This window comes from Psychrobacter frigidicola, from assembly GCF_007997305.1.
Taxonomy (GTDB): domain Bacteria; phylum Pseudomonadota; class Gammaproteobacteria; order Pseudomonadales; family Moraxellaceae; genus Psychrobacter; species Psychrobacter frigidicola.
In genome coordinates, this window is the sequence record NZ_VORZ01000001.1 from 1453015 (window position 1) to 1472364 (window position 19350).

Below are 19350 nucleotides of genomic sequence, written 5' to 3' on the forward strand. Positions count from 1 at the left end.
GGCTTCTTCTTATTTAACTTTTAAATAACCTGCATCTGCAAAGTATTTTTGCCCAGCAGGTGATAGTAAATAACTCGTAAAGTCCGTTGCCACTGCTGCATCACTAAGTACCACCCCATCTTGCAAAATAGCAGGATAAGAGTCTTGCGCTAAGATGTAGAATTGTTCTGGAGTCGCTTTAATCGCGGTCACTTGTGATTGCGCCACAAAGCCGTAGTCGACACTACCCGTATTGGCATACTGGAACGTTTGACCGATGTTTTCAGCCTGAATCAAACGTTTTTGGCTATCCAATGCATCATAGACATTTTGTGATTGGAGATACGCTTTGGCAGATGCGCCATAAGGGGCAAGCTCAGGGTTAGCAATCGTAATCTTAGCATCAGATTGTTTTGCTAATAACTCTGCTAGTGTCGTCTGGTTCAGCTCGCCAACAGGTTTAGTCACACTATAAAAAGTCAGCTGGCCTTGCGTATAAGTGAAAGCCTCATGCTTAGGAGCATCCGCAGGTCGCTCATTAACCCACTTCGCAGGGAATTCTTGATTGGCAGATAAGAAAATATCATAAGGGGCGCTGGCCTGCATTTGCGCATATAATTTGCCAGAGGAGGCAAAGGTAAGCTCAATTTCTTGCTCAGGTAAGTTTTTCGCAGCTTTATAGCCTTCAACGATTTTAGGCAATACATCCGCTAAGTTAGCCGCCGCCGCAATACGTATCTTTTCTCCCTGCACAACTGTCTCGCTAGATGTTGCAGCTGTTTCGCTAGGTTGTACGATAGCTTCATCAGGCGTAACAGGTGCTTGCTCCGTAGCATCCGTCGTATTTTCTTTAGTACAGGACGCTAAGGTAAAGGCGATACAAGCGGAAGCACCAATAGTTAGCACTGTTTTGGAGGCGCCAGTTACACGCTGCATTAAAGTTTGACTGCTTTTTGTCATGCTATAGCCTCCTAATTCACTGGTTTTCATAGTATATCTCCTCTGATTAACTACAATACGCGCAAACTGGTAATGTTATTACTACGATAAATACTTGCACGACTTTGAAACACGCTCTGTTTCGAAAAGATATTAAAGACAGCTTTGAAAAGAGATACTAAAACGACTAAGTAAAAATAGCCCTAAAACTATTCTTACTTAGCCGTGATTCCTTTCTTGTTACTTATCGACTGTTATTACTTTATAATTATTATTTTACTGTTAACTATGGCTAATTAGACTTAACCGCTATTACTTAACCATTGTTACTTAACCATTTAGAGTCTTCATTCTCGTAGTATTCTTGCTTCCACACTGGAATATCAGCCTTAATCGTGTCCAATATCCAACGACAAGCATCAAAGGCAGGATAACGGTGCGACGAAACCACGCCAATCCATACCGCTATATCGCCTATCTCTAACGCGCCGATACGATGAATTGCAATCGCATGCGTAATATCGAATTTACTTTTCGCTTCTTCGATAATTTGCCGACCTTGATTAATCGCTAACTCTTCATAACCATAATAACTCAAACGTTCAACACTACTGGCGTTGTTATGATTACGCACGCGACCCTCGAAACTGACAAAGGCGCCGCAACTGTCATTATCGAGCATATTTCTCAGTCTACTTTCATCAATAGCAATATCTAATAAGGAAAAGCCATCACACTCGGCTATCGTGTATGCCTCATCAACGCTACGATTAATGCGCATTGATTGGCTATGGACGTCTTTTTTGTCGCTTTCTAAATCGACATTGGTATTATTCGCACTATCTGTCATCTTTAGCCGCCTGCTACTGGTGCAATAAACACCACATTGTCGCCATCATTAATCGCTTCTGTCCATTTAACAAAGTAATCATTTACCGCGACTCGTAGTTGCGATTGCGGACGGCTAAAACGATATTTTTCATTCAACTGCTCATATAAATCGATCAAAGAAGTTGACTGCTGCACGGTCACTTTTTCTTCATTACAGTTGGCTTCATCCGCCAAGCCCGCAAAGTATAAAACATTAATATTCATAGTGCTGTGTGCCGTAGCGGTATTTTTACTTTGGTCTACATTTTTTTCTGTAATAGACATAATAGCGTTCTCCATTATTAACTAATTAGATGGAAACTGGTAATCTGACTTGCCACCGGTTTTATTAATCAGGTGGATATCATCAATAACGATGTCGTGCGAGATAGCTTTGGTCATATCATATATTGTCAAACAGGCCACGCTAACCGCGGTTAACGCTTCCATTTCAACCCCAGTTTTATGCGTTACTTTGACCGTTGCGGTCACGGTAATCGCCTGCATACTATCGTCATAATGAAAAGTTAAACCGATTTTATCTAACGGCAGTGGATGACATAATGGAATCAGTTCGTGGGTACGCTTAGCCGCCATAATACCAGCGATGTGGGCGGTCTGCGTGATACTGCCTTTTTTGGTCATGCCATCAGCTGCTTTAATCTGGGTATAAATGTCACTTGGAAAACGCACCTGCCCGCTAGCATGGGCTTCTCTGGTCGTTGCAGTCTTACCACTCACATCCACCATATTTATATCGCCATTACTGTCTAAATGGGATAAAGCAGGAGATATTGAATTAGCCTGAGTGTTCTGGTGTTTGGCATTGGCGCTCATCTAGAAACTCTCATTATTTTATGAATATTACGGTCTATAAATCATATAAAGCGGCACAGGCACGCTCAAAATCTTCAGGAGTATTAAAGTTGGTCAATGGCAACCATTCTTTTACCACTGGAACGGCCTGCGTAATAGGCTCAATAAACGTCATAACCTTCCGCTCCCCATTATCAATATAAGCACGTAAATCAGGTTCAATACTTAACCGGTAAAGCCCTAACAGCGGATATAAATGTTCATTATCAGTAAGACAAACTATGGATTTACCCACTGCTTGAATAGTCGATTGAACGCTAGCTTGAATAGCCGCCATATCCTCAGCGGTTGTATCAATGTAAGGATTCAATTCCTGCCACAAGTCGTGAGCCGTAATTAAGCTATCACAGCTAATCACCATCAACCATGACGCTTGCTCAGTAGCAGTAGCATCGTTAACCAATATTTGCAACGCCGATTCAATCGCTACCAACGGCCCGTCTGTAGTACTGGTATTTGACTCTTCTATCTTATTATTATCTGATATAGAAGCAGAACGGTAATCAGCAATATGAGAAATTGACAGCTCTGGATTGCTTGCTAATAATTCGGCATCTACTGTAAAACTGCGACCATTATCCGCAATCATAATAGGCACATTTAACTTGATAGCCTGCCGAACATGATAGTCCAGCAAGGTTTCAGTAGTTGGTAAAGTGAGCTTAGCTTTGGGTGTGCCCATACGTCTGGAATTGCCGCCAGCTAGAATCACAATACCAGCCAAACTTGGCAAAGGACTATCCATGGTCATGAGCTTCATGGCTGGGATTGGCACGCATAAAATGCGGAACAAAGTTACACGGACGCGTACGGCTATCGAATTGTTCTTTTAAGATACCTTCCCAACCAGTGCGACAAGCGCCCGTTGAACCTGGTAGGCAGAAAATGCCAGTACTATTGGCCATACCTGCAATCGCTCGCGACTGAATAGTAGACATGCCAATATCGTCTTTTGAGATTAAGCGGAACATCTCACCAAAACCATCAATAGACTTGTCAAATAAGACACTGACCGCTTCAGGCATACTGTCACGAATGAAAAAACCAGTGCCGCCAGTAGTAATAACCGCGTGTATATTTGCGTCGGCAATCCAGCCACTGATAACGGCACGAATATTATAAATATCATCGGTAATAAGCTGACGATCAGCAAGGTTGTGACCAGCAGCTGTCAGTTGGTCGACCAAATACTGACCCGAGGTGTCTTCATCAATTGTGCGACTATCAGAAACCGTCAAGATAGCAATATTAAGCGGGATAAATTCAGCAGCAGGTTTGGACATAGGTGTTCCTTAATAGTTATTCTTTAATGGCTGTTATTTAATAGTTGTAGAAGTAGTAATAATTGAGTTTAACCACCAATCATTGATAAATTATTCATCATACCGCTATTAGATTCGTGCAAATGATGATGTTCAGGCTTGATAGGCATAAAGCTTCGCAGCGTAGCAATGAGACCATCAACGTCATTCTGACGTAGATACTTACGAATGTCGTAGTTACCTTGGTCGAATAAACACAAATGCACCTTACCTAAGCTACTGACCCGCAAGCGGTTACAGTTATCACAAAAATGGGCGGCATACGGCGCAATCATACCAATACGGCCAACGTAATCTGGATGACTGTACTCTATCGCTGGCCCATCGGCACTACCACGCGCGTTAGCTTGCCAGCCATGCGCCAATAAATATTCAGTAATAATATCCGATTGCGCATGCTGAGCAAAAAACAAATCGCTGTTGTCACTGGTCTGCATAAATTCGATGAAACGATAAATTACCGGACGACTTTTAACATAGTCCATAGCTCTAATTAAATTTTCAAAAGCGTTTTCTGCCATTAATATACTGTTTATCTTGAGCTTAATATCCGTGGTCTCTAACAATTTATCCATATCAGTCAATAACTGCGGCAACATATCAAAACCGGTCATCTTATGAAAGGTAGCGGCATCGAAGCTATCCATACTGATATTAATTTGATTCAGCCCAGCACGATTCCAATTGGCTAAATGCTTGCCAAGTTTATAGCCATTACTGGTCATGGCGACCGTCTTAATACCGTCAGTGCTTTTAATCGTGTCAATAATATCGACGACATCGCGGCGAATAGAAGGCTCACCGCCAGTAATGCGCACCTTTTCAGTGCCCACTTGGGCAAAGCCACTTATCAAGGTGGCAATCTCAGACACGCTTAGCTCGTCATCAGGGCGTTTACCTTGATACCCATTGGGCAGGCAGTATTCACAGCGGAAATTACAAAAATCTGTAATGGACAGGCGCAGATAAGTCAGACGTCTAGAGAAACTGTCTGTTAATGGTTGATGGCTATTGCTGTCGCTAATAGAGGTAGGTGAGTCAATAAGCAGATTATCAACAGCCGCATCAATGATAGAAGGGGTTTGACCATCAAAGATAACAGGGGTTGCCACAGGTGAATACAATTGAGCATTCCCTATTGTGGGGGCGTGATAGGTCATAGTAGTATTACCATTAGTGTTGAATAGGTTGTGTACTTTTAGGCGTTGCCTCGGGTTATGAGTGAATAATTTTTATTTAACAATCATTATAATGAATAGCTATTATAACAAATTAGCGGTAGATAACAATTAACCCTACGAGTCTTATACCTAACGTTAAAATAAATGACATTAGGTATAAGACTCGTAGGGTAAAGTAATGAAAAACTATGTTAACAACTGGTTTTAATTGGGCTCATTATCAAGTATTACGACCAAGGAAATAACTGCACTTCTACCTTCTCGCCTGCTGTCACATTGCCAGCTTCTTGTGCCAAAACGATTAGACAGTTGGCGTTACTAAGTTGCTTGATACGATGTGACTGCTGCTTTGGAAAACCTTTCACTTGAAACTCGCCATTCTCATCTTGCGATAATATCGCCCGTTGGAAGTCTTTGCGACCCACTGACTTTTTAATATCGTCTTGTAGAGTTGCTTGCACTTTTACAGTCATTGGTAAGTCATTAGCGCTTACGCCTGATAAACGCCATAGCGCAGGAATAATTAGCTGTAAAGTACCAACGACGGTAGACAAAGGATTGCCGGGTAAGCCAAAGTATAATACGGGCTTATCGAGGTCTTTATTTAGCTCACCAAACACAAAAGGTTTGCCCGGCTTCATCGCTACCTTATAGTGATTTATCTGACCCAACTTCTCAACGACAGTGGTTAAAAAATCATAATCCCCTACTGACACCCCAGCGGTAGAAATCAATACATCACAGTCGTGCATGGCTTTAGTGACGGCAGCTGTGGTCTTATCCAAATCATCAGGGATAATGCCATAGTCATGAATAATCACTGGCAAGTCAGATAACATACTTTTAAGCGTCGGGGTATTGGAATTATAAATCTGTGCCAAGCTTTTCAGTGGCGCCCCTAAGGCAACTAGCTCATCACCAGTCGCCAATACTCCAACCACTAACGGTTTATAGATATCGACTTTATCGACCCCTAGATTAGCAAGCAAGCTAATATCAGCAGGATTTAAGCGTTTACCAGCGGTTAATACCACCTCACCTGATTCAATCTCTTCACCTTGTTTGCGAATATGCTCATCAACTTCGACAGCTTGAGATAAAGTAATGGGATAAGTTTTTGACTTGTCGAGCGACTCTCTAATATCCAAGAAGTTAGTATTTTCTTGCATGATGACCGTATCGCAATCACTTGGAACCACAGCGCCCGTAAAGATACGCACGCCCTGACCTGCCTGTAGATTACCAGTGAACGGTGTACCGGCCTGCGACTCTCCAATAATATCGATAGTCGCGTCTTTGCTCAGGTCGCTACCGGCAGCAACGCTATAGCCGTCCATCGCCGATAGATTGTTTCTAGGGACGGTAAAAGGTGAGATGATATCTTGTGCAAGTATATGATTTTGACTCTCTAACAGGGCACACGTTTGTGTGGCTCTTTTGTCTATAGGACAATCATCTTGATTGTAGCTCTCAATACGCTGGGTTATGGCTTGCTGAAGTGCTTCGAGGGTAATCACTAGATTTATACTCACTTATGTCTGATGGCCTATAAATTAACATCACTGAGCTTAAAGCAGTCACCTACCTTATTCAAGATACTCATTATTAATAAGCTAGCTAACCACTATGCTCTCTAATCCCGCCCTGTCTTCTATGACAAACTGCTCGGCCAAAGCAGCAAGGGCAGGATAAATATCTGTTTTTACGTTTATTTTTTGACAGAGTGCAGTGAACTGCGGTAACCAATTGAGTAAAGCACTATCAAGAAAATCAATTTGTTCTTGTGCTGTGTTAACCATCTCCAGCTGTTGCTCAATACTTTTATTAATCCATAAACTCATAACGATAAAATAAACACTTAAATGGTCATTCGGCTCACGAAATTCAGGATGTAAACTTAGCTGCTGGCTATCAAGAAAACGCATCATTTGCGCTGCAGGCTTGCCATAAAGATGTTTATCGCTGCTCAGATAATAAGAAGCGTAAGGCGGTGCACTATCATCACCACTGAGTAAGAAAACCTGGGCAAAATCTGCGGCAAGCTCAATAGCACGATGCTCTTTAGGAAATTGCTGTAAATCATCAATGGCCGCTTTCACGCGATTACTATATTGCTCAAGTCCGAGACTAACAAACACCTCATGAAGGTTATCGTAAGCTTGATTCTGCTGCCATTCATCTAAAGTCGCCGAGGTCAGCTCACGTGCGAAAACATCTGCAAACCAACGATAAAGTGCAGAACGTGCCGGACTAGCAGCTTGCCATTCTTCATTGATGTTGATTTTATCTTCAGTTATGTTCATTTAAGATCCAATTTTAGCTATTTTCTATGTTTTATTAGCTGAAACTTTTGTGAAGTAACAGGGTTATTAAATAGCGGTTTTATTTCTATTAAACACTGATTTTGAGCACTAGACTAGAACAGACTATCTATAGGGATAAAGGCCTTTGTAAATCACAAACGCTATTTACATCGCATGTGGTTTACAAAGGCGCTTTTTATCACTCACTGCCCCAAACTAAACTAACCCATTTGGGATAATGCAGCAATACTACCATCTGGATTGACATACTTTGGACCACCAAATGCAGTCACCGCTGGTGCTTTACCAACGAATTTCTCCATCTCGACGATACAAGTATTGGCACTAGGTGCTTGCGCAAGACTTGACGTACCGATATCAATAGTCAACGTATTAGGGTCTCCATAGGTATCTAAGGCACCGATTTCAGGGCCAGTAGGTCCATACCATGCCCCCTCTTGGATACGAATGATACCCGGTGGGAAGTTATCAGAGACAACCGCACCTGCCAATAACTGACCGCGATCATTAAATACGCGTACAATGTCCCCATCTTTAATACCACGAGCTTTGGCGTCCTCAGGACCCATGTAGCAAGGTTCACGACCTTGTACTGTATAGGTTGCACGGCGCTCTTCAGACTCACAAGTTTGTGAATGCAGACGGGTATCTGGATGCACTGACTGTAGCCATAGTGGATGCTTATCTGAACCTGGGCCACCATGCGAGCGCTCAATTTTTTCCATCCAAGTCGGATGGCCTTTACAGTCATCATAACCATAACTGGCAATTTTTCGGCTGCTTATTTCAATAAAGCCTGATGGTGTACCAAGAGCGTTGACTTCAGGATCTTCTAGGAAGTCAGCATGTCTTGTCCAGTTTTCACCCTCTGGGAATAGCACGTAGCCTTTTTTCCAGAATTCAGCAAATTCCGGCATAAAAAAGTCTTTTTTCAAGTTATCAGCACGGCACTCTTCGTATATTTGCTCAATCCACTGCATCTCATTCATATTACGGCTATATTCGATTTCACGATTCATGCGCTTGGTTAACTCATACCAAATATCAAAGTCTGATTTAGAATGATATAACGGGTCAATCAGCTTGTGCATGGCAATAACGCCACGGTTACTATAGGTACCGTAAGCATCAATATCATTGCGCTCATAAGGGGTACACGCTGGTAGCACAATGTCAGCAAAGCGACAGGTTGCCGTCCAGTTATAATCGACCGCAACGACAGTCTCAACTTTGCGGTACGCCTCTTTCATGCGGTTACGCTGCTGATGGCGATGCCATTGGTTACAGCCGGAGAAGATACCCATTTTGTAAGGCGGCAGGGTGACTTCATGACCGTTAAAATCAATCTTTTTACCGGGCTCTAATAGGCAATCAATCGCGCGCGCAACCGGTATGACGGAGCTGTAACCGTTATAGTCCTCGTTGTCGTGCTTAGGCTTACGGCCTACATCTAAGTTTAATGGGAACGCCCCTGGCATAGAAGCACCTGAAGCTGGAACACCCGATGAGCTATAGTGATGCGAATAACTAATGCCACCACCCGGCTGACCAAACTGACCCAACATAGCAGCGATAATCGCTCCCATCCAATAAGGTTGCTCACCATGTTGTTGACGCTGAATCGCCCAGCCAAAAATAAGCTGGGTACGGTTCTTCGCCATTTTACGCGTAAGCTCACGGATACGATCCGCTTTGATACCGCAAATCTTTTCTGCCCACTCTGGGGTCCTCTCGATTTTATCTTCAGTTTTTCCCATCACATAAGGGATAAACTCTTCAAAGCCGAGAGTGTAGACGTCAATAAACTTTTTATCATAAAGCTTTTCGGTATATAGCGTATGCGCGATAGCGAGCATAAACGCCACATCCGTATGCGGATTAACATACTGATGGGTACAGTCTAAATAGTTCTGGGTTTTGCTTTTTACTGGGTCAATACAAATGACTTCAATCTCTTTATTTTTGACTTTTTCGCGAAGCTGCTCTAAGTATTCATAAGATTCATGAGTTTCTGTATTCCAGCCGACTTGGAGGTTTTTGACGGGATCATTCGCCCACATAACGATGACTTTTGAATTGTCTAAAATCAACGGCCATGACGTACCTTGTGAATACACCTCCGTCGAACCCAACACGTAAGGCATAATCACTTGACCAGCACCCGTTGAATAATCCCCTGCGGTACCGACGCTACGGCCATGCATCGCCACAGCGCGTAACATATGGTTACCACAACTGTGGATCTGTCCTACTGAACGCCAGCCAACGTTAGCGGTGTGTAATGCCCAAGGACCGTAGTCGTTTTGGATACGCTCAAGCTCTTCATAGACCATATCTAGAGCAGCATCCCAACCGACGCGTACGAAACGGTTATCACCACGCTGTGTCGTATCACTTTTATGACGGTTTTTATACCAGTCAACCCGAATCATAGGATAACGTACCCGTGACGGGCTATAAATAATCCCCGGTACACCCTGCAAAATATCGGTCGGGAACTGATCAAACTCAAAAGGTTGCACTTCAACGAGTTTGTCACCTTGAACATTGGCACGGAAGGCACCCCAATGGGCACCTGACATTTTCCAGCCGCTTAAATCAGGTTTTTTCCCAGTCTTACCAGTAACGATACTGTTATCAGCAAGTAGTGATGTCGGTAATAGCGCGGTACCCGTTAAAGCGGCTAGTGACTTGAGAAAGTTTCTGCGATTGGTATTCTTCATAATATTTCTCTCTAATTATTTTCTCTAGTTACGGTCTAGCAGCTTGGAACGTGTTTTCAGGTGAACCACTACCCTGAGGGTTCTTTCTAAAGTCTGATGAATGCAACTGTAAGTACTTTAAGACCATACCAGCACTATCATTGTCTAAGTTAGTAAACCCGACCATGCCACTAAACAGTCCTGGCCATTGATTGGCATCGTGTCCACTTGGATCTGGCTGACGGTGACAAGTACTACAGCTGTCACTGTAAGTCTGGCTCGCAATGTCCCATGCAGGCTCGATGCTGTCCATGAGTCCACCTTCAGCCACCCAGAACTGCGCTTTCACTTTTTGCCACTCAAGACCAGTTAACGGATCTTCTTTAGCTTCGCCTGCTGTGATCAGGTTTTTATCACTGGCTAAGTCTTTTTCGATAATAGCATCAGGTATATTTAAACCAAAGTTAGTAAACCATACCCGACCAAAGCCTTTATTTTTGCGCCACATATCCAGCTCAATTTGTACAGCCCCATCTTTGTGCGCCAATACTTTAACCGGTGCAGCGATTTCTATACTACCTGCTTTGGTTTTTCTATCTTCTGAGGTATACAAATCTTGCGGTACAATGTTGAAATAGTTTTGACCGTCTTTGATTTTTGTACTTCTGGCTTCAGACAATAAGGAGTCAAATGCTGGATTGTGCATCCCTTCGGTATTTGGCAATTCATGTGCAATCCCTTTATGGCAGTCAAGACAGCTGGCATCACGCTCAGCCGCACTACGCATAATCATTTGGGACGTAACGCGCATTTTATCAAAATCCATACTGTCGTAGTCATGACAAGAGCGACATTCTTTAGAATCATTGGCTTTAAACCGACCCCACTCACGTTGCGCCAACACGATACGATGATCTTTAAACTTGTCTCGAGTTTCAATATCGCCCATCAGCTCCGACAACACCTCACGTGAGGCTTGCATTTTACGCGCCACTTTAGCGGTAAAATCATGCGGTACGTGACAATCTGAACAGACGGCTCTGACACCACTACGGTTTTTAAAATGCACCGTTTTCTTAAGCTCAGGTAACAAGTTGTCTTCCATAGTATGGCAAGACAAACAGAACTCTTCGGTATTGGTGGCTTTAAGTCCAGCGTTAAATCCCGCCCAAAACCACACCCCACCCGCAAAGCCGATAATAATAAGAAGACCAAGTCCGATTTTCGTTGAAGGCTTGAACAGAAGACGACGCAGCCAATTAAATAGGCCTTTTATTGCGTTCATTATTTTGTTCATAATAATTCCTTACTGTGTTTCTTAACAATTTGGATTTCAGAGCAATTTGGGCAATAATTTGTCCATTATTTTGCGTGAAAGTATGGGGTGTTTTCTGCTTAGTTCATAGTAACTAGACGCTATTTGGCAAATAACTAAGACGGTGGGCCCCAAAACCACATTTGGCCGAACCAGACAATAAATCCGTAAGCGCAAATGAATAAAAGCGCGATAAATGGCAGAGCGATAAAAGCCATCACCAAGGCACTGAGCCACTCACGTCTGACTGGTGGCTCTTGGGTTTGTAGTTGCTGTTCATGTTTCATAGCTCACCTCTCAATATATTCACGCTGGCTAACAAGTAGTAAAACAGGGCTGTTCAGAATAATCATCATAGAATCATGATACTGAATCAGTAATAAAATATTTATCAAAAAGGATTAAGTAGTTGTTTTTATACTTTTATTGTTTAGGGTTTTTTAACTTAGCTATTGATAAATGTAGAACAACTAAAACCAAAAGTTTATTAATTCCTTACTTATGGTAATGTTAACATAAATACTGTTATTCAGTAAACAATCCTCTACATTTGACCTAAGACTGCAGAGTAATTTTTTAATTTAATTGTGCCTTTTAGTCAAACAAAGTAGGTTTTATACAACAGGTCGAACTTTATTACTTCCCAGCTTTTGTAGGTATTTTTAATAAAAAAAATGCCCCAACATTATTGGGGCGTTTAAGGAATAAATAGCTATTAATTGATGATACGTTTTAGACTGAAACCTTAAGGGACTTGCTGATTAATTTCAAGATTCACCTGCTGTTGGTCGCTTTTTAAGACGACTGGATTAGAAGATAAATCCCCAGACTGGGAAAGTGCCGTGCCAGAATGACTGATTCGTGCCGTCACAACCAGTTGCTCACCGGAAGCACGTGCAGATTGCAACGTTTTATCTGCCATCATGGCATCTAAGTCGCTTAGACTGACGGCAATATTGCCTTGCTTTAGGTTACTAATCGGCACGCGTTTTGCCGCGAAGGGAGGGCCGCCAGCGGCGGCACGAATGGCCACAAACAACACATCATCGGCAGTGACTAAAGGCAGCAAACTGGTATTTACGGTGACGGACACATCAACCCCTGCAGCCGCTTGTGCTTGTTGCTGAGCAATCGTTGCTGTTAGCTCATCTAAACCGCTGAGCGCATGGGTATCATCGCTTGGCACTTGCGCCAAGTGGCGGCGCATTTTATCAATCCAACCTTGTGCTTCCTTATAGTTGCCCGCTTTTGCCTCGCCTCTTGCCATCAACATCTGCGCCCCTTCATTATCAGGGTTGGCTTTTAAAATATCTGCCAAAACGCGGCGGTTTTCGTCATCTAAACTTCCCCCATTCGTCAGAAAACTTATCTGCGCATACTCTGTCGCAATATTTTCATCTTCAGGAGACAGTCTATATGCTCTCGATAGCGCTTCTAAAGCTGATTCTGGCTCCTCAAAAGATAAGAAAATCTCAGACAATATCATCCAGCGATAAGAATCTCCAGCATTGCGATGGACATTGGTCTGTATGGTCGAAAAAAGCCCTGCGCCATCTTCAAAAGCCCACTCTGGCAGCACATCAATTTTACCCGTAAGAAGCTCATCGGCGATGTCTCCCACTTTATCCTGCGCTTGCCACAACTCAAACACACTGCTGCGATCGCTAATAAAGAAATAAGCCAATCCGGCAATAACCGGTACAAATATGATGAGTATCAATTGGTTTTTTAAACTGGGCGTTTGCATGGGGGTGGCAATTTGCTCTGCCGCTAATAACTGCCGCTCAAGCTCCGTTTTTTGCGCAAGGTATTCTTCTTCATTGAGCGTCCCTTCTTCCTTATCCGTCGCAAGCTCACGCAGTCTGGATTTGTAGACATCAATATTAAGGTCAATGAGCCGATTGTCTTCGACAGCAGGGACACCTTTTTTTGCACGTAACCACGGTACGATGACCACTAGCGCGGCTAATACAGCAACTAATAAGCTTAACGTAATAAATAAGCCAAAAGTAGAAAACACATTCATAAGGAATCCCCTTTATCGCGTGCTTGATTGTTCGATTTACGCTTGTCCGTTTTCGACTTGTCCGTTTTCGACTTGTTCTTTTTAAGCTTAGACGAATTAGATTTAGTCGCGTTAACTTCAGATAATTTCGGCTCATCTGAGTTGACACTAGCCTCAGTTACGCTTGATTTCATGCGACTTGCTAATAATTTGTCCAGCGCTTCCTGCTCGCCAGCACTCAATGAGCTATCTACCGTTGAGCGGGGCTTGATGGTTCGCGTGCGATTTCCTCGATTGCGCCACAGCCAGCCGCCCAATACTACTATCAACAGCAGCGGCGGAAAGAACCAAAGCACCCAAGTCGATGGTCGCACTGGTGGACTGTAACTAATAAAATCGCCATAGCGCTCTTGCATATACTGACGAATCTCAGCATCCGAGCGTCCGTCTTTGACCATATCATAAGTTTTTTGCTTTAAGTCTTGTGCAATTGGCGCATCAGAACCTGCCAGATTTTGATTTTGACATTTTGGACAGCGAAATTCATCAATTAAGCCGCGATACTGTGCTTCTTGGCGCTTTGAGTCAAAGTCATAAACATCGATAGCCGCATAACTTGGTGTAGTCGCGCCCATTAATAAAACCAGCAGCGCAAATATGGCTACGTATACCGATTTATAAAGTGGCAAGGATTTTAAAGGTAAGGATTTTAAAGGTAAGGATTTGTGGCTCATTTACAGATTTCCTCGATGTTATCGGCTGGCCCTTTCTTGCCGGCAGCCTCATCTTGTAAGACCTTTAAACAGGGATTAATTCTGCTTTGCCAATTGTCTTCATTGACCTCACCAACGATGTGCTGACGGATAACGCCATTACCATCAACAACAAAAGTCTCAGGCGCGCCTGTTAATCCCAAATCTAGGGCAAACTGTCCAGATTTATCTTGGACGGACATTAAATACGGATCGCCAAGATCATTAAGATACTCAAGTGCGTCGCCAATCTCATCTTTATAATTCACACCAACCGTATGCACACCGCGCTTTTTTAATTCTACAAAGAAAGGATGCTCGTATACACAAGTCGGACACCATGAACCCCAAATATTAATCAGATAAGGGGATGTTGGCATCTGAGCGTCAGTGACCATGCGACTAGTATCAGACAATAGCGGCAATTCAAACGTCGGTACTGGGCGCTCAAGGGCCGTATTGGTCACTATCTCTGTCGGCTTGCCCAATCTAAAGAACAACATGATAATCAGACCGACGAACACAATAAGAGGAATTAAAAACCACAGTTTTAATTGTTGACTGTCCATTATCTTAGCGCTCCTCTACTGGTTGGTTTACATCTGCAGGCTCAATAGATTTTAGGCGATCGTCATAGATACCATAATCAAGATCATCCTTTAAAATCTTAGCGCGTTTCTTAGGCTTAAAGCGGTAACGACGGTCAAGCATCGATAACACCACCCCAAGTACCATAATAATAGAGCCGAGCCAAATCCAGCGAATCAAAGGTTTAACATAAATGCGAATGGCCCATTGATGACTGTCTTCAGCGATAGGTTCGCCTAGAGCAACATAAAGATCGCGGCTTAAACGGTCATCAATAGCAGCTTCGGTCATTGGCATCATACTGACCACATAAGTACGCTTCTGTGGACGTAAGGTGGTCACCAGTTGCCCGTCTTTGCTGACTAGAACCTCTGCTTCGGTCGCGTCATAGTTACTGGCCTTGACCTCTGTAAAGCTTTTAATCTTAAAGTCATAACCTTGGACGTGGACACTATCGCCGATACCCATGGCGACATCAGTCTCAATACTCATACTGGATGTAAAAGCCACCCCTATAGCGGCAATTAATACGCCTAGATGAGCGGTTTGCATACCCCAATAACTGCTCTTAAGCTTTCTAACACCAGCCAAACGGGTTTTAGCATTCTTAGTTTTGTCTCTAATATCGACAACCATCCATGCCAATACCCATAGACTCAACGCCACAGTGACTGCAATATTGAACATATCTACTGGATGTGTAAAGTAGCTGATAATCGCACCAAGGACAGCACTGCTAACAGCAATAATTAGTGCTGGTCCTAGTAAAGGACGGCTGTCCTTTTTCCAACGAATATTTGAGCCCATTCCCATTGCCAACATTAATAACCACGTTAGCGGTACAAATAGTGCATTAAAATAAGGCGCGCCAACGGATACTTCGCCTAAATTAAAGGCATCAGCAATAATAGGGTACAAAGTGCCCAGTAAAACCACCAAAGTCGCTATTAAAATAATGACGTTATTAATAACTAGAAAGGATTCACGAGAGACCAGACGATACTGACTCTCAACCGTAAGTCGCCAACCGCGCAGTGCAAACATCATTAGTCCGCCACCAATCACCACGGCCAAAATCACTAAAATAGCGAGACCGCGGGTAGGGTCAGCCGCAAAGGAGTGGACAGAGGTAATAACGCCAGAGCGCACGAGGAAAGTACCCAGTAAGCTTAACGCAAAAGTAAAGATGGCCAGCATAATCGTCCATGCTTTAAAGACACCGCGCTTTTCGGTGACCGCCAATGAGTGTAATAGTGCAGTAGCAGCAAGCCACGGCATCAACGAGGCGTTCTCGACCGGATCCCAAAACCACCAGCCACCCCAGCCAAGCTCATAATAAGCCCACCAAGAACCAAGGGCGATACCTAAGGTTAAAAACCCCCAAGCTGCTTGTGTCCAAGGACGTGACCAGCGCGTCCATACCGCGTCCAACCTGCCTGCCCAAAGTGCCGCCATACAAAAAGCAAAGGGCACCACCATCCCGACATAACCCATATAAAGCATCGGCGGATGAATGATTAAGCCAGGATCTTGGAGGACAGGATTCAAGTCAACGCCATCGACCATCAAGAACGGTAAAGTACGGTCAAACGGAGAAGAGGTGAGAATAAGCATCGCCAACATCATCGTCTGCACACCAGCCATGATGACTAAGACCCGCGCACGCATTGATAATGGCAAACCACGACTAAAGAAGGAAACCAGAGCCGCCCAAGTCGCCAAAATGGTCATCCATAACAATAGCGAGCCTTCATGACCACCCCAAGTCGCTGACACTCGGTAGTACCAAGGCAGCAAGCTATTAGAGTGCTGCGTCACATATTCTAGACTAAAATCATTGTAATAAAAGCCTGCCACCAGCCCCAAAAATGACACCATCATCATGCCAAACTGTGCCCAAGCTAGACTAGGTGCTAGGCGCTGCAAAGCCACATTGTTATGAGAGATGCCCCATGTAGGCAATACAACTTGTAATATGGCAAGCACAAAGGCTACCAGCAAAGCAAAATATCCCAGCTCTGTGATTAGCATATATCTGACCTTATTTGATCTTGTTCGGTCATCGTTGACAGTGACCCAAAAAATTTAGAATGAACTGGATTGTACAAAATAAAACCATTCTAACATTAATGACTTTATTTTGAAATTCATGCCTTTATCCTAGGCCGTCAATATCCACGGTTTCAATATTAATAACCACGAAAATCAGCCACTCATTGGCATGAAGGCTGATAACAATTTAGTGAATTTTAATTTGAAAGAGTTTTTAAATTAGCTGTCGAGCCAGCGCTGTTGCTGCGCGTGAGTAAGTTGATGGGGCGTGTCAATATCATAGCTGAGTTGAGGGTTATTGACGGTACTAAGCTGGTTGGAGGGCAATGCTCTGATTAAATACCGTAGCCCCTTATCCCCTATTAACGCTGATTGCCACTGTTTGAGAAGCTCGTAACTAATCACTATAGGTAAGCCGATGATACTGCCTTTAGATTTTTCAGTACACGCGACTTTATCTAAGCTCGGCTCGTCTAAATCTTGCTTGTTTAAATACTGCTCATTTAAATGCTGGTAACTACTAGCAATGACAGTTTCCGTACCTGCCAGTAAATTGGTTAGATGATGGCTATCCAATAAGACTTGGTCAACACCCATTATTAGCACTCGATTGATAGGAGTACTGCTGAGTGTGTCATTAAGAGATCTGTCAAAGCCAGTTAAGGCTTCAATGCCCAAATACAAACTGTGTGCCATACCTACTTCGGGTATAGGATTCACCACAATATCAATCATTGAGTTTCTACGGCTTAAATCAGAGAGTGCATTCGAAATCTTTGGTCTATTCTTAGGAACAACAACAATGATTGTTTTAGGCTGGGTCGATAAAGCAAGCATTGTCATATAGCAAATCAGCGCTTCGCCATTTTTGCTTAATAGTTGTTTAGATTGACCAAGACGTTGGCTCAAACCACTCGCTAAGATAATAACAGCATGGTTTACCACCTCATCTTCTGCATGACTTTCTATAGTCCCCTGTTCTAGAATTGCAGCAGATAAAATAGATTTGTTGGTCATAAGCTACTCATGATTTTATTGAAAATTGCATTAGAAAGTTGTATTAATAGCGGCATTCATATTTATTGTTGGCAATATTTGTTTATGAATTTTGACCATGAATGACCGCGCTCATTTGCGCCATGATACTGAGTGCCAAGGCTTCAGGGCCGTCTCCGCCTAACTTATAGCCAATAGGATAATGCAGTTGCGCAATTCCTATAGCTAGGTCAGCCGGATTAGATTTTGTAGCGCTAATTTCTTTAATGAGGCGCTCAGTTCGATAGCGCGGGCCTAATTGTCCAAGATAATCAGGTGGATGTTCTAATAGCACTGCTAGACGAGCACGGTCTTGATTTAAACTGTGCGACATGACTGCAACAGCAGAATTAGAGCTGGTTTTGATTAACGTCTCGGTATCATCCAATGGTAAACACAGCACTGCATCCGCCTGCTTAAATCGTGCACGCGTCGCATATTGCGGACGGCTGTCTATTACCGTCACATGCCAATCTTGCAGCTTTGCCATTGTCACGAGCGGCATAACATCATTACCCGCGCCGCAAATCAGCAGTCGTATTTGTGGATAAATTCGTTGTACTAACCATGCTGTTTGTATCGTCTTTTCTTCTATTTTTTGCTTAACTGCTTTTTCGTAACTCTTCTCTAAATTACTTTCTACCACAACGTACTCAGCATTTTTTTTATGAAATTTATATGCTGCTAGTTTTTTAAGCACATTTATAACTATATGAGTAGGGTCAGAAAAATTTTGATTGCTATCAATAGTAATTAGTTGCCCTGTATTGAGATAAGCGTCTAAATTAATACGAGTGCCGATTTGAAGTTGAGAGCCTTTAGAGTGAGCAGTTTGAAACTTATAGCTATTAGATTTAATAAGAGTAGCAATCGTTAGCGGTTGTTGCGTACTGCGCACCTGCCGGATTAAATCCAGCAAAGGCATTGCTGTTGCTAAACGCTCGAACAAGACATGAACTCGTCCATTACACCCCAAGCCAAAATTCAGCTCCTCATCTAAGTCGTCATCTGAATAATCATATAAGTCACTTTTTAAATCGTCATATAAAGGTTTATCTTTGTTATTAACAGCAGCTTCCGCCTCACCATTTTCACTGTATTCAATATCCTCACCAGTCTGATAAGTTTGCACAGTAGCCCCATGACGGGTCAACCAAAACGCACGTTTGATAATATGCGGCTCTAAGCAACCCCCACTAATCATCCCAACCGAACGTCCATCTGCACAAATAAGCATCATGGCACCAGCCTGCCGATAAGCTGAGCCTTCGGTACGGACTACCGTTGCCAGTACAGCATCGATATTTTGTTGCTCAGCCTGCATGGCAAGCTTAAGAATGTCGGCCACTTGATTCATAACGCTCCTTAAGTCCTAAAAACAATCTCAAAAGATAAGCTTAAAAAAACCCG

The 19350-nt window shown here is 43.1% G+C and carries 17 protein-coding genes and 1 pseudogene; all 18 read right to left on the reverse strand.

The window, feature by feature from the left end; translation table 11 throughout:
* Positions 1–9 precede the first annotated feature (9 nt).
* The 18 genes and pseudogenes from modA to ES754_RS06035 all read right to left on the reverse strand — a co-directional run bounded on the left by modA (position 10) and on the right by ES754_RS06035 (position 19297).
* Positions 10–969: a molybdate ABC transporter substrate-binding protein gene (gene modA, locus ES754_RS05950; RefSeq protein ID WP_227677942.1), complete on the reverse strand. Its 960-nt coding sequence runs from the start codon at positions 967–969 to the stop codon at positions 10–12.
* A gap of 265 nt (positions 970–1234) precedes the next feature.
* Positions 1235–1768, reverse strand: a complete 534-nt coding sequence (locus tag ES754_RS05955; RefSeq protein ID WP_147222928.1) for a molybdopterin synthase catalytic subunit — start codon at positions 1766–1768, stop codon at positions 1235–1237.
* Positions 1769–1770: 2 nt separating this feature from the next.
* Positions 1771–2073: a MoaD/ThiS family protein gene (locus ES754_RS05960; protein ID WP_147222930.1), complete on the reverse strand. Its 303-nt coding sequence runs from the start codon at positions 2071–2073 to the stop codon at positions 1771–1773.
* A 21-nt stretch (positions 2074–2094) separates the two neighbouring features.
* Positions 2095–2625, reverse strand: coding sequence for a cyclic pyranopterin monophosphate synthase MoaC (moaC, locus tag ES754_RS05965; RefSeq protein WP_147222932.1), 531 nt, complete (start codon positions 2623–2625; stop codon positions 2095–2097).
* A 34-nt stretch (positions 2626–2659) separates the two neighbouring features.
* Positions 2660–3415: a molybdenum cofactor guanylyltransferase gene (gene mobA, locus ES754_RS05970; protein WP_227677940.1), complete on the reverse strand. Its 756-nt coding sequence runs from the start codon at positions 3413–3415 to the stop codon at positions 2660–2662.
* A complete protein-coding gene (gene moaB / locus ES754_RS05975) occupies positions 3402–3947 on the reverse strand; it encodes a molybdenum cofactor biosynthesis protein B (protein WP_147222934.1) in 546 nt (181 codons plus the stop codon). Before moaB ends, mobA begins: the two co-directional genes overlap by 14 nt.
* 68 nt (positions 3948–4015) lie before the next feature.
* Positions 4016–5146, reverse strand: coding sequence for a GTP 3',8-cyclase MoaA (moaA, locus tag ES754_RS05980; RefSeq protein ID WP_147222936.1), 1131 nt, complete (start codon positions 5144–5146; stop codon positions 4016–4018).
* Between the two features lie 248 nt (positions 5147–5394).
* Entirely contained in the window at positions 5395–6684 is a 1290-nt protein-coding gene (locus ES754_RS05985) for a molybdopterin molybdotransferase MoeA (RefSeq protein WP_147223339.1), read from the reverse strand.
* A 96-nt stretch (positions 6685–6780) separates the two neighbouring features.
* Positions 6781–7470, reverse strand: a complete 690-nt coding sequence (torD, locus tag ES754_RS05990) for a molecular chaperone TorD (protein ID WP_227677938.1) — start codon at positions 7468–7470, stop codon at positions 6781–6783.
* A 221-nt stretch (positions 7471–7691) separates the two neighbouring features.
* Positions 7692–10214: a trimethylamine-N-oxide reductase TorA gene (gene torA / locus ES754_RS05995; protein WP_147222938.1), complete on the reverse strand. Its 2523-nt coding sequence runs from the start codon at positions 10212–10214 to the stop codon at positions 7692–7694.
* 28 nt (positions 10215–10242) lie between these two features.
* Positions 10243–11490 carry a pentaheme c-type cytochrome TorC gene (gene torC / locus ES754_RS06000; RefSeq protein ID WP_227677936.1) on the reverse strand — a complete coding sequence of 416 codons (1248 nt, stop codon included), beginning with the start codon at positions 11488–11490 and terminating at the stop codon, positions 10243–10245.
* Positions 11491–11624: 134 nt separating this feature from the next.
* A complete protein-coding gene (locus ES754_RS06005) occupies positions 11625–11795 on the reverse strand; it encodes a periplasmic nitrate reductase, NapE protein (protein WP_147222940.1) in 171 nt (56 codons plus the stop codon).
* Between the two features lie 458 nt (positions 11796–12253).
* On the reverse strand, positions 12254–13534 hold the full coding sequence (gene ccmI / locus ES754_RS06010; protein WP_147222942.1) for a c-type cytochrome biogenesis protein CcmI: 1281 nt from the start codon (positions 13532–13534) through the stop codon (positions 12254–12256).
* A gap of 158 nt (positions 13535–13692) precedes the next feature.
* Positions 13693–14148, reverse strand: a pseudogene (locus tag ES754_RS06015) (cytochrome c-type biogenesis protein); the annotation flags it as partial.
* A gap of 95 nt (positions 14149–14243) precedes the next feature.
* On the reverse strand, positions 14244–14834 hold the full coding sequence (locus ES754_RS06020) for a DsbE family thiol:disulfide interchange protein (protein WP_147222944.1): 591 nt from the start codon (positions 14832–14834) through the stop codon (positions 14244–14246).
* 4 nt (positions 14835–14838) lie between these two features.
* Positions 14839–16884: a heme lyase CcmF/NrfE family subunit gene (locus ES754_RS06025; RefSeq protein ID WP_147222946.1), complete on the reverse strand. Its 2046-nt coding sequence runs from the start codon at positions 16882–16884 to the stop codon at positions 14839–14841.
* Positions 16885–17124: 240 nt separating this feature from the next.
* Positions 17125–17922, reverse strand: a complete 798-nt coding sequence (locus tag ES754_RS06030) for a nucleotidyltransferase family protein (RefSeq protein ID WP_147222948.1) — start codon at positions 17920–17922, stop codon at positions 17125–17127.
* 82 nt (positions 17923–18004) lie between these two features.
* A complete protein-coding gene (locus ES754_RS06035) occupies positions 18005–19297 on the reverse strand; it encodes an XdhC family protein (RefSeq protein ID WP_147222950.1) in 1293 nt (430 codons plus the stop codon).
* Positions 19298–19350 lie beyond the last annotated feature (53 nt).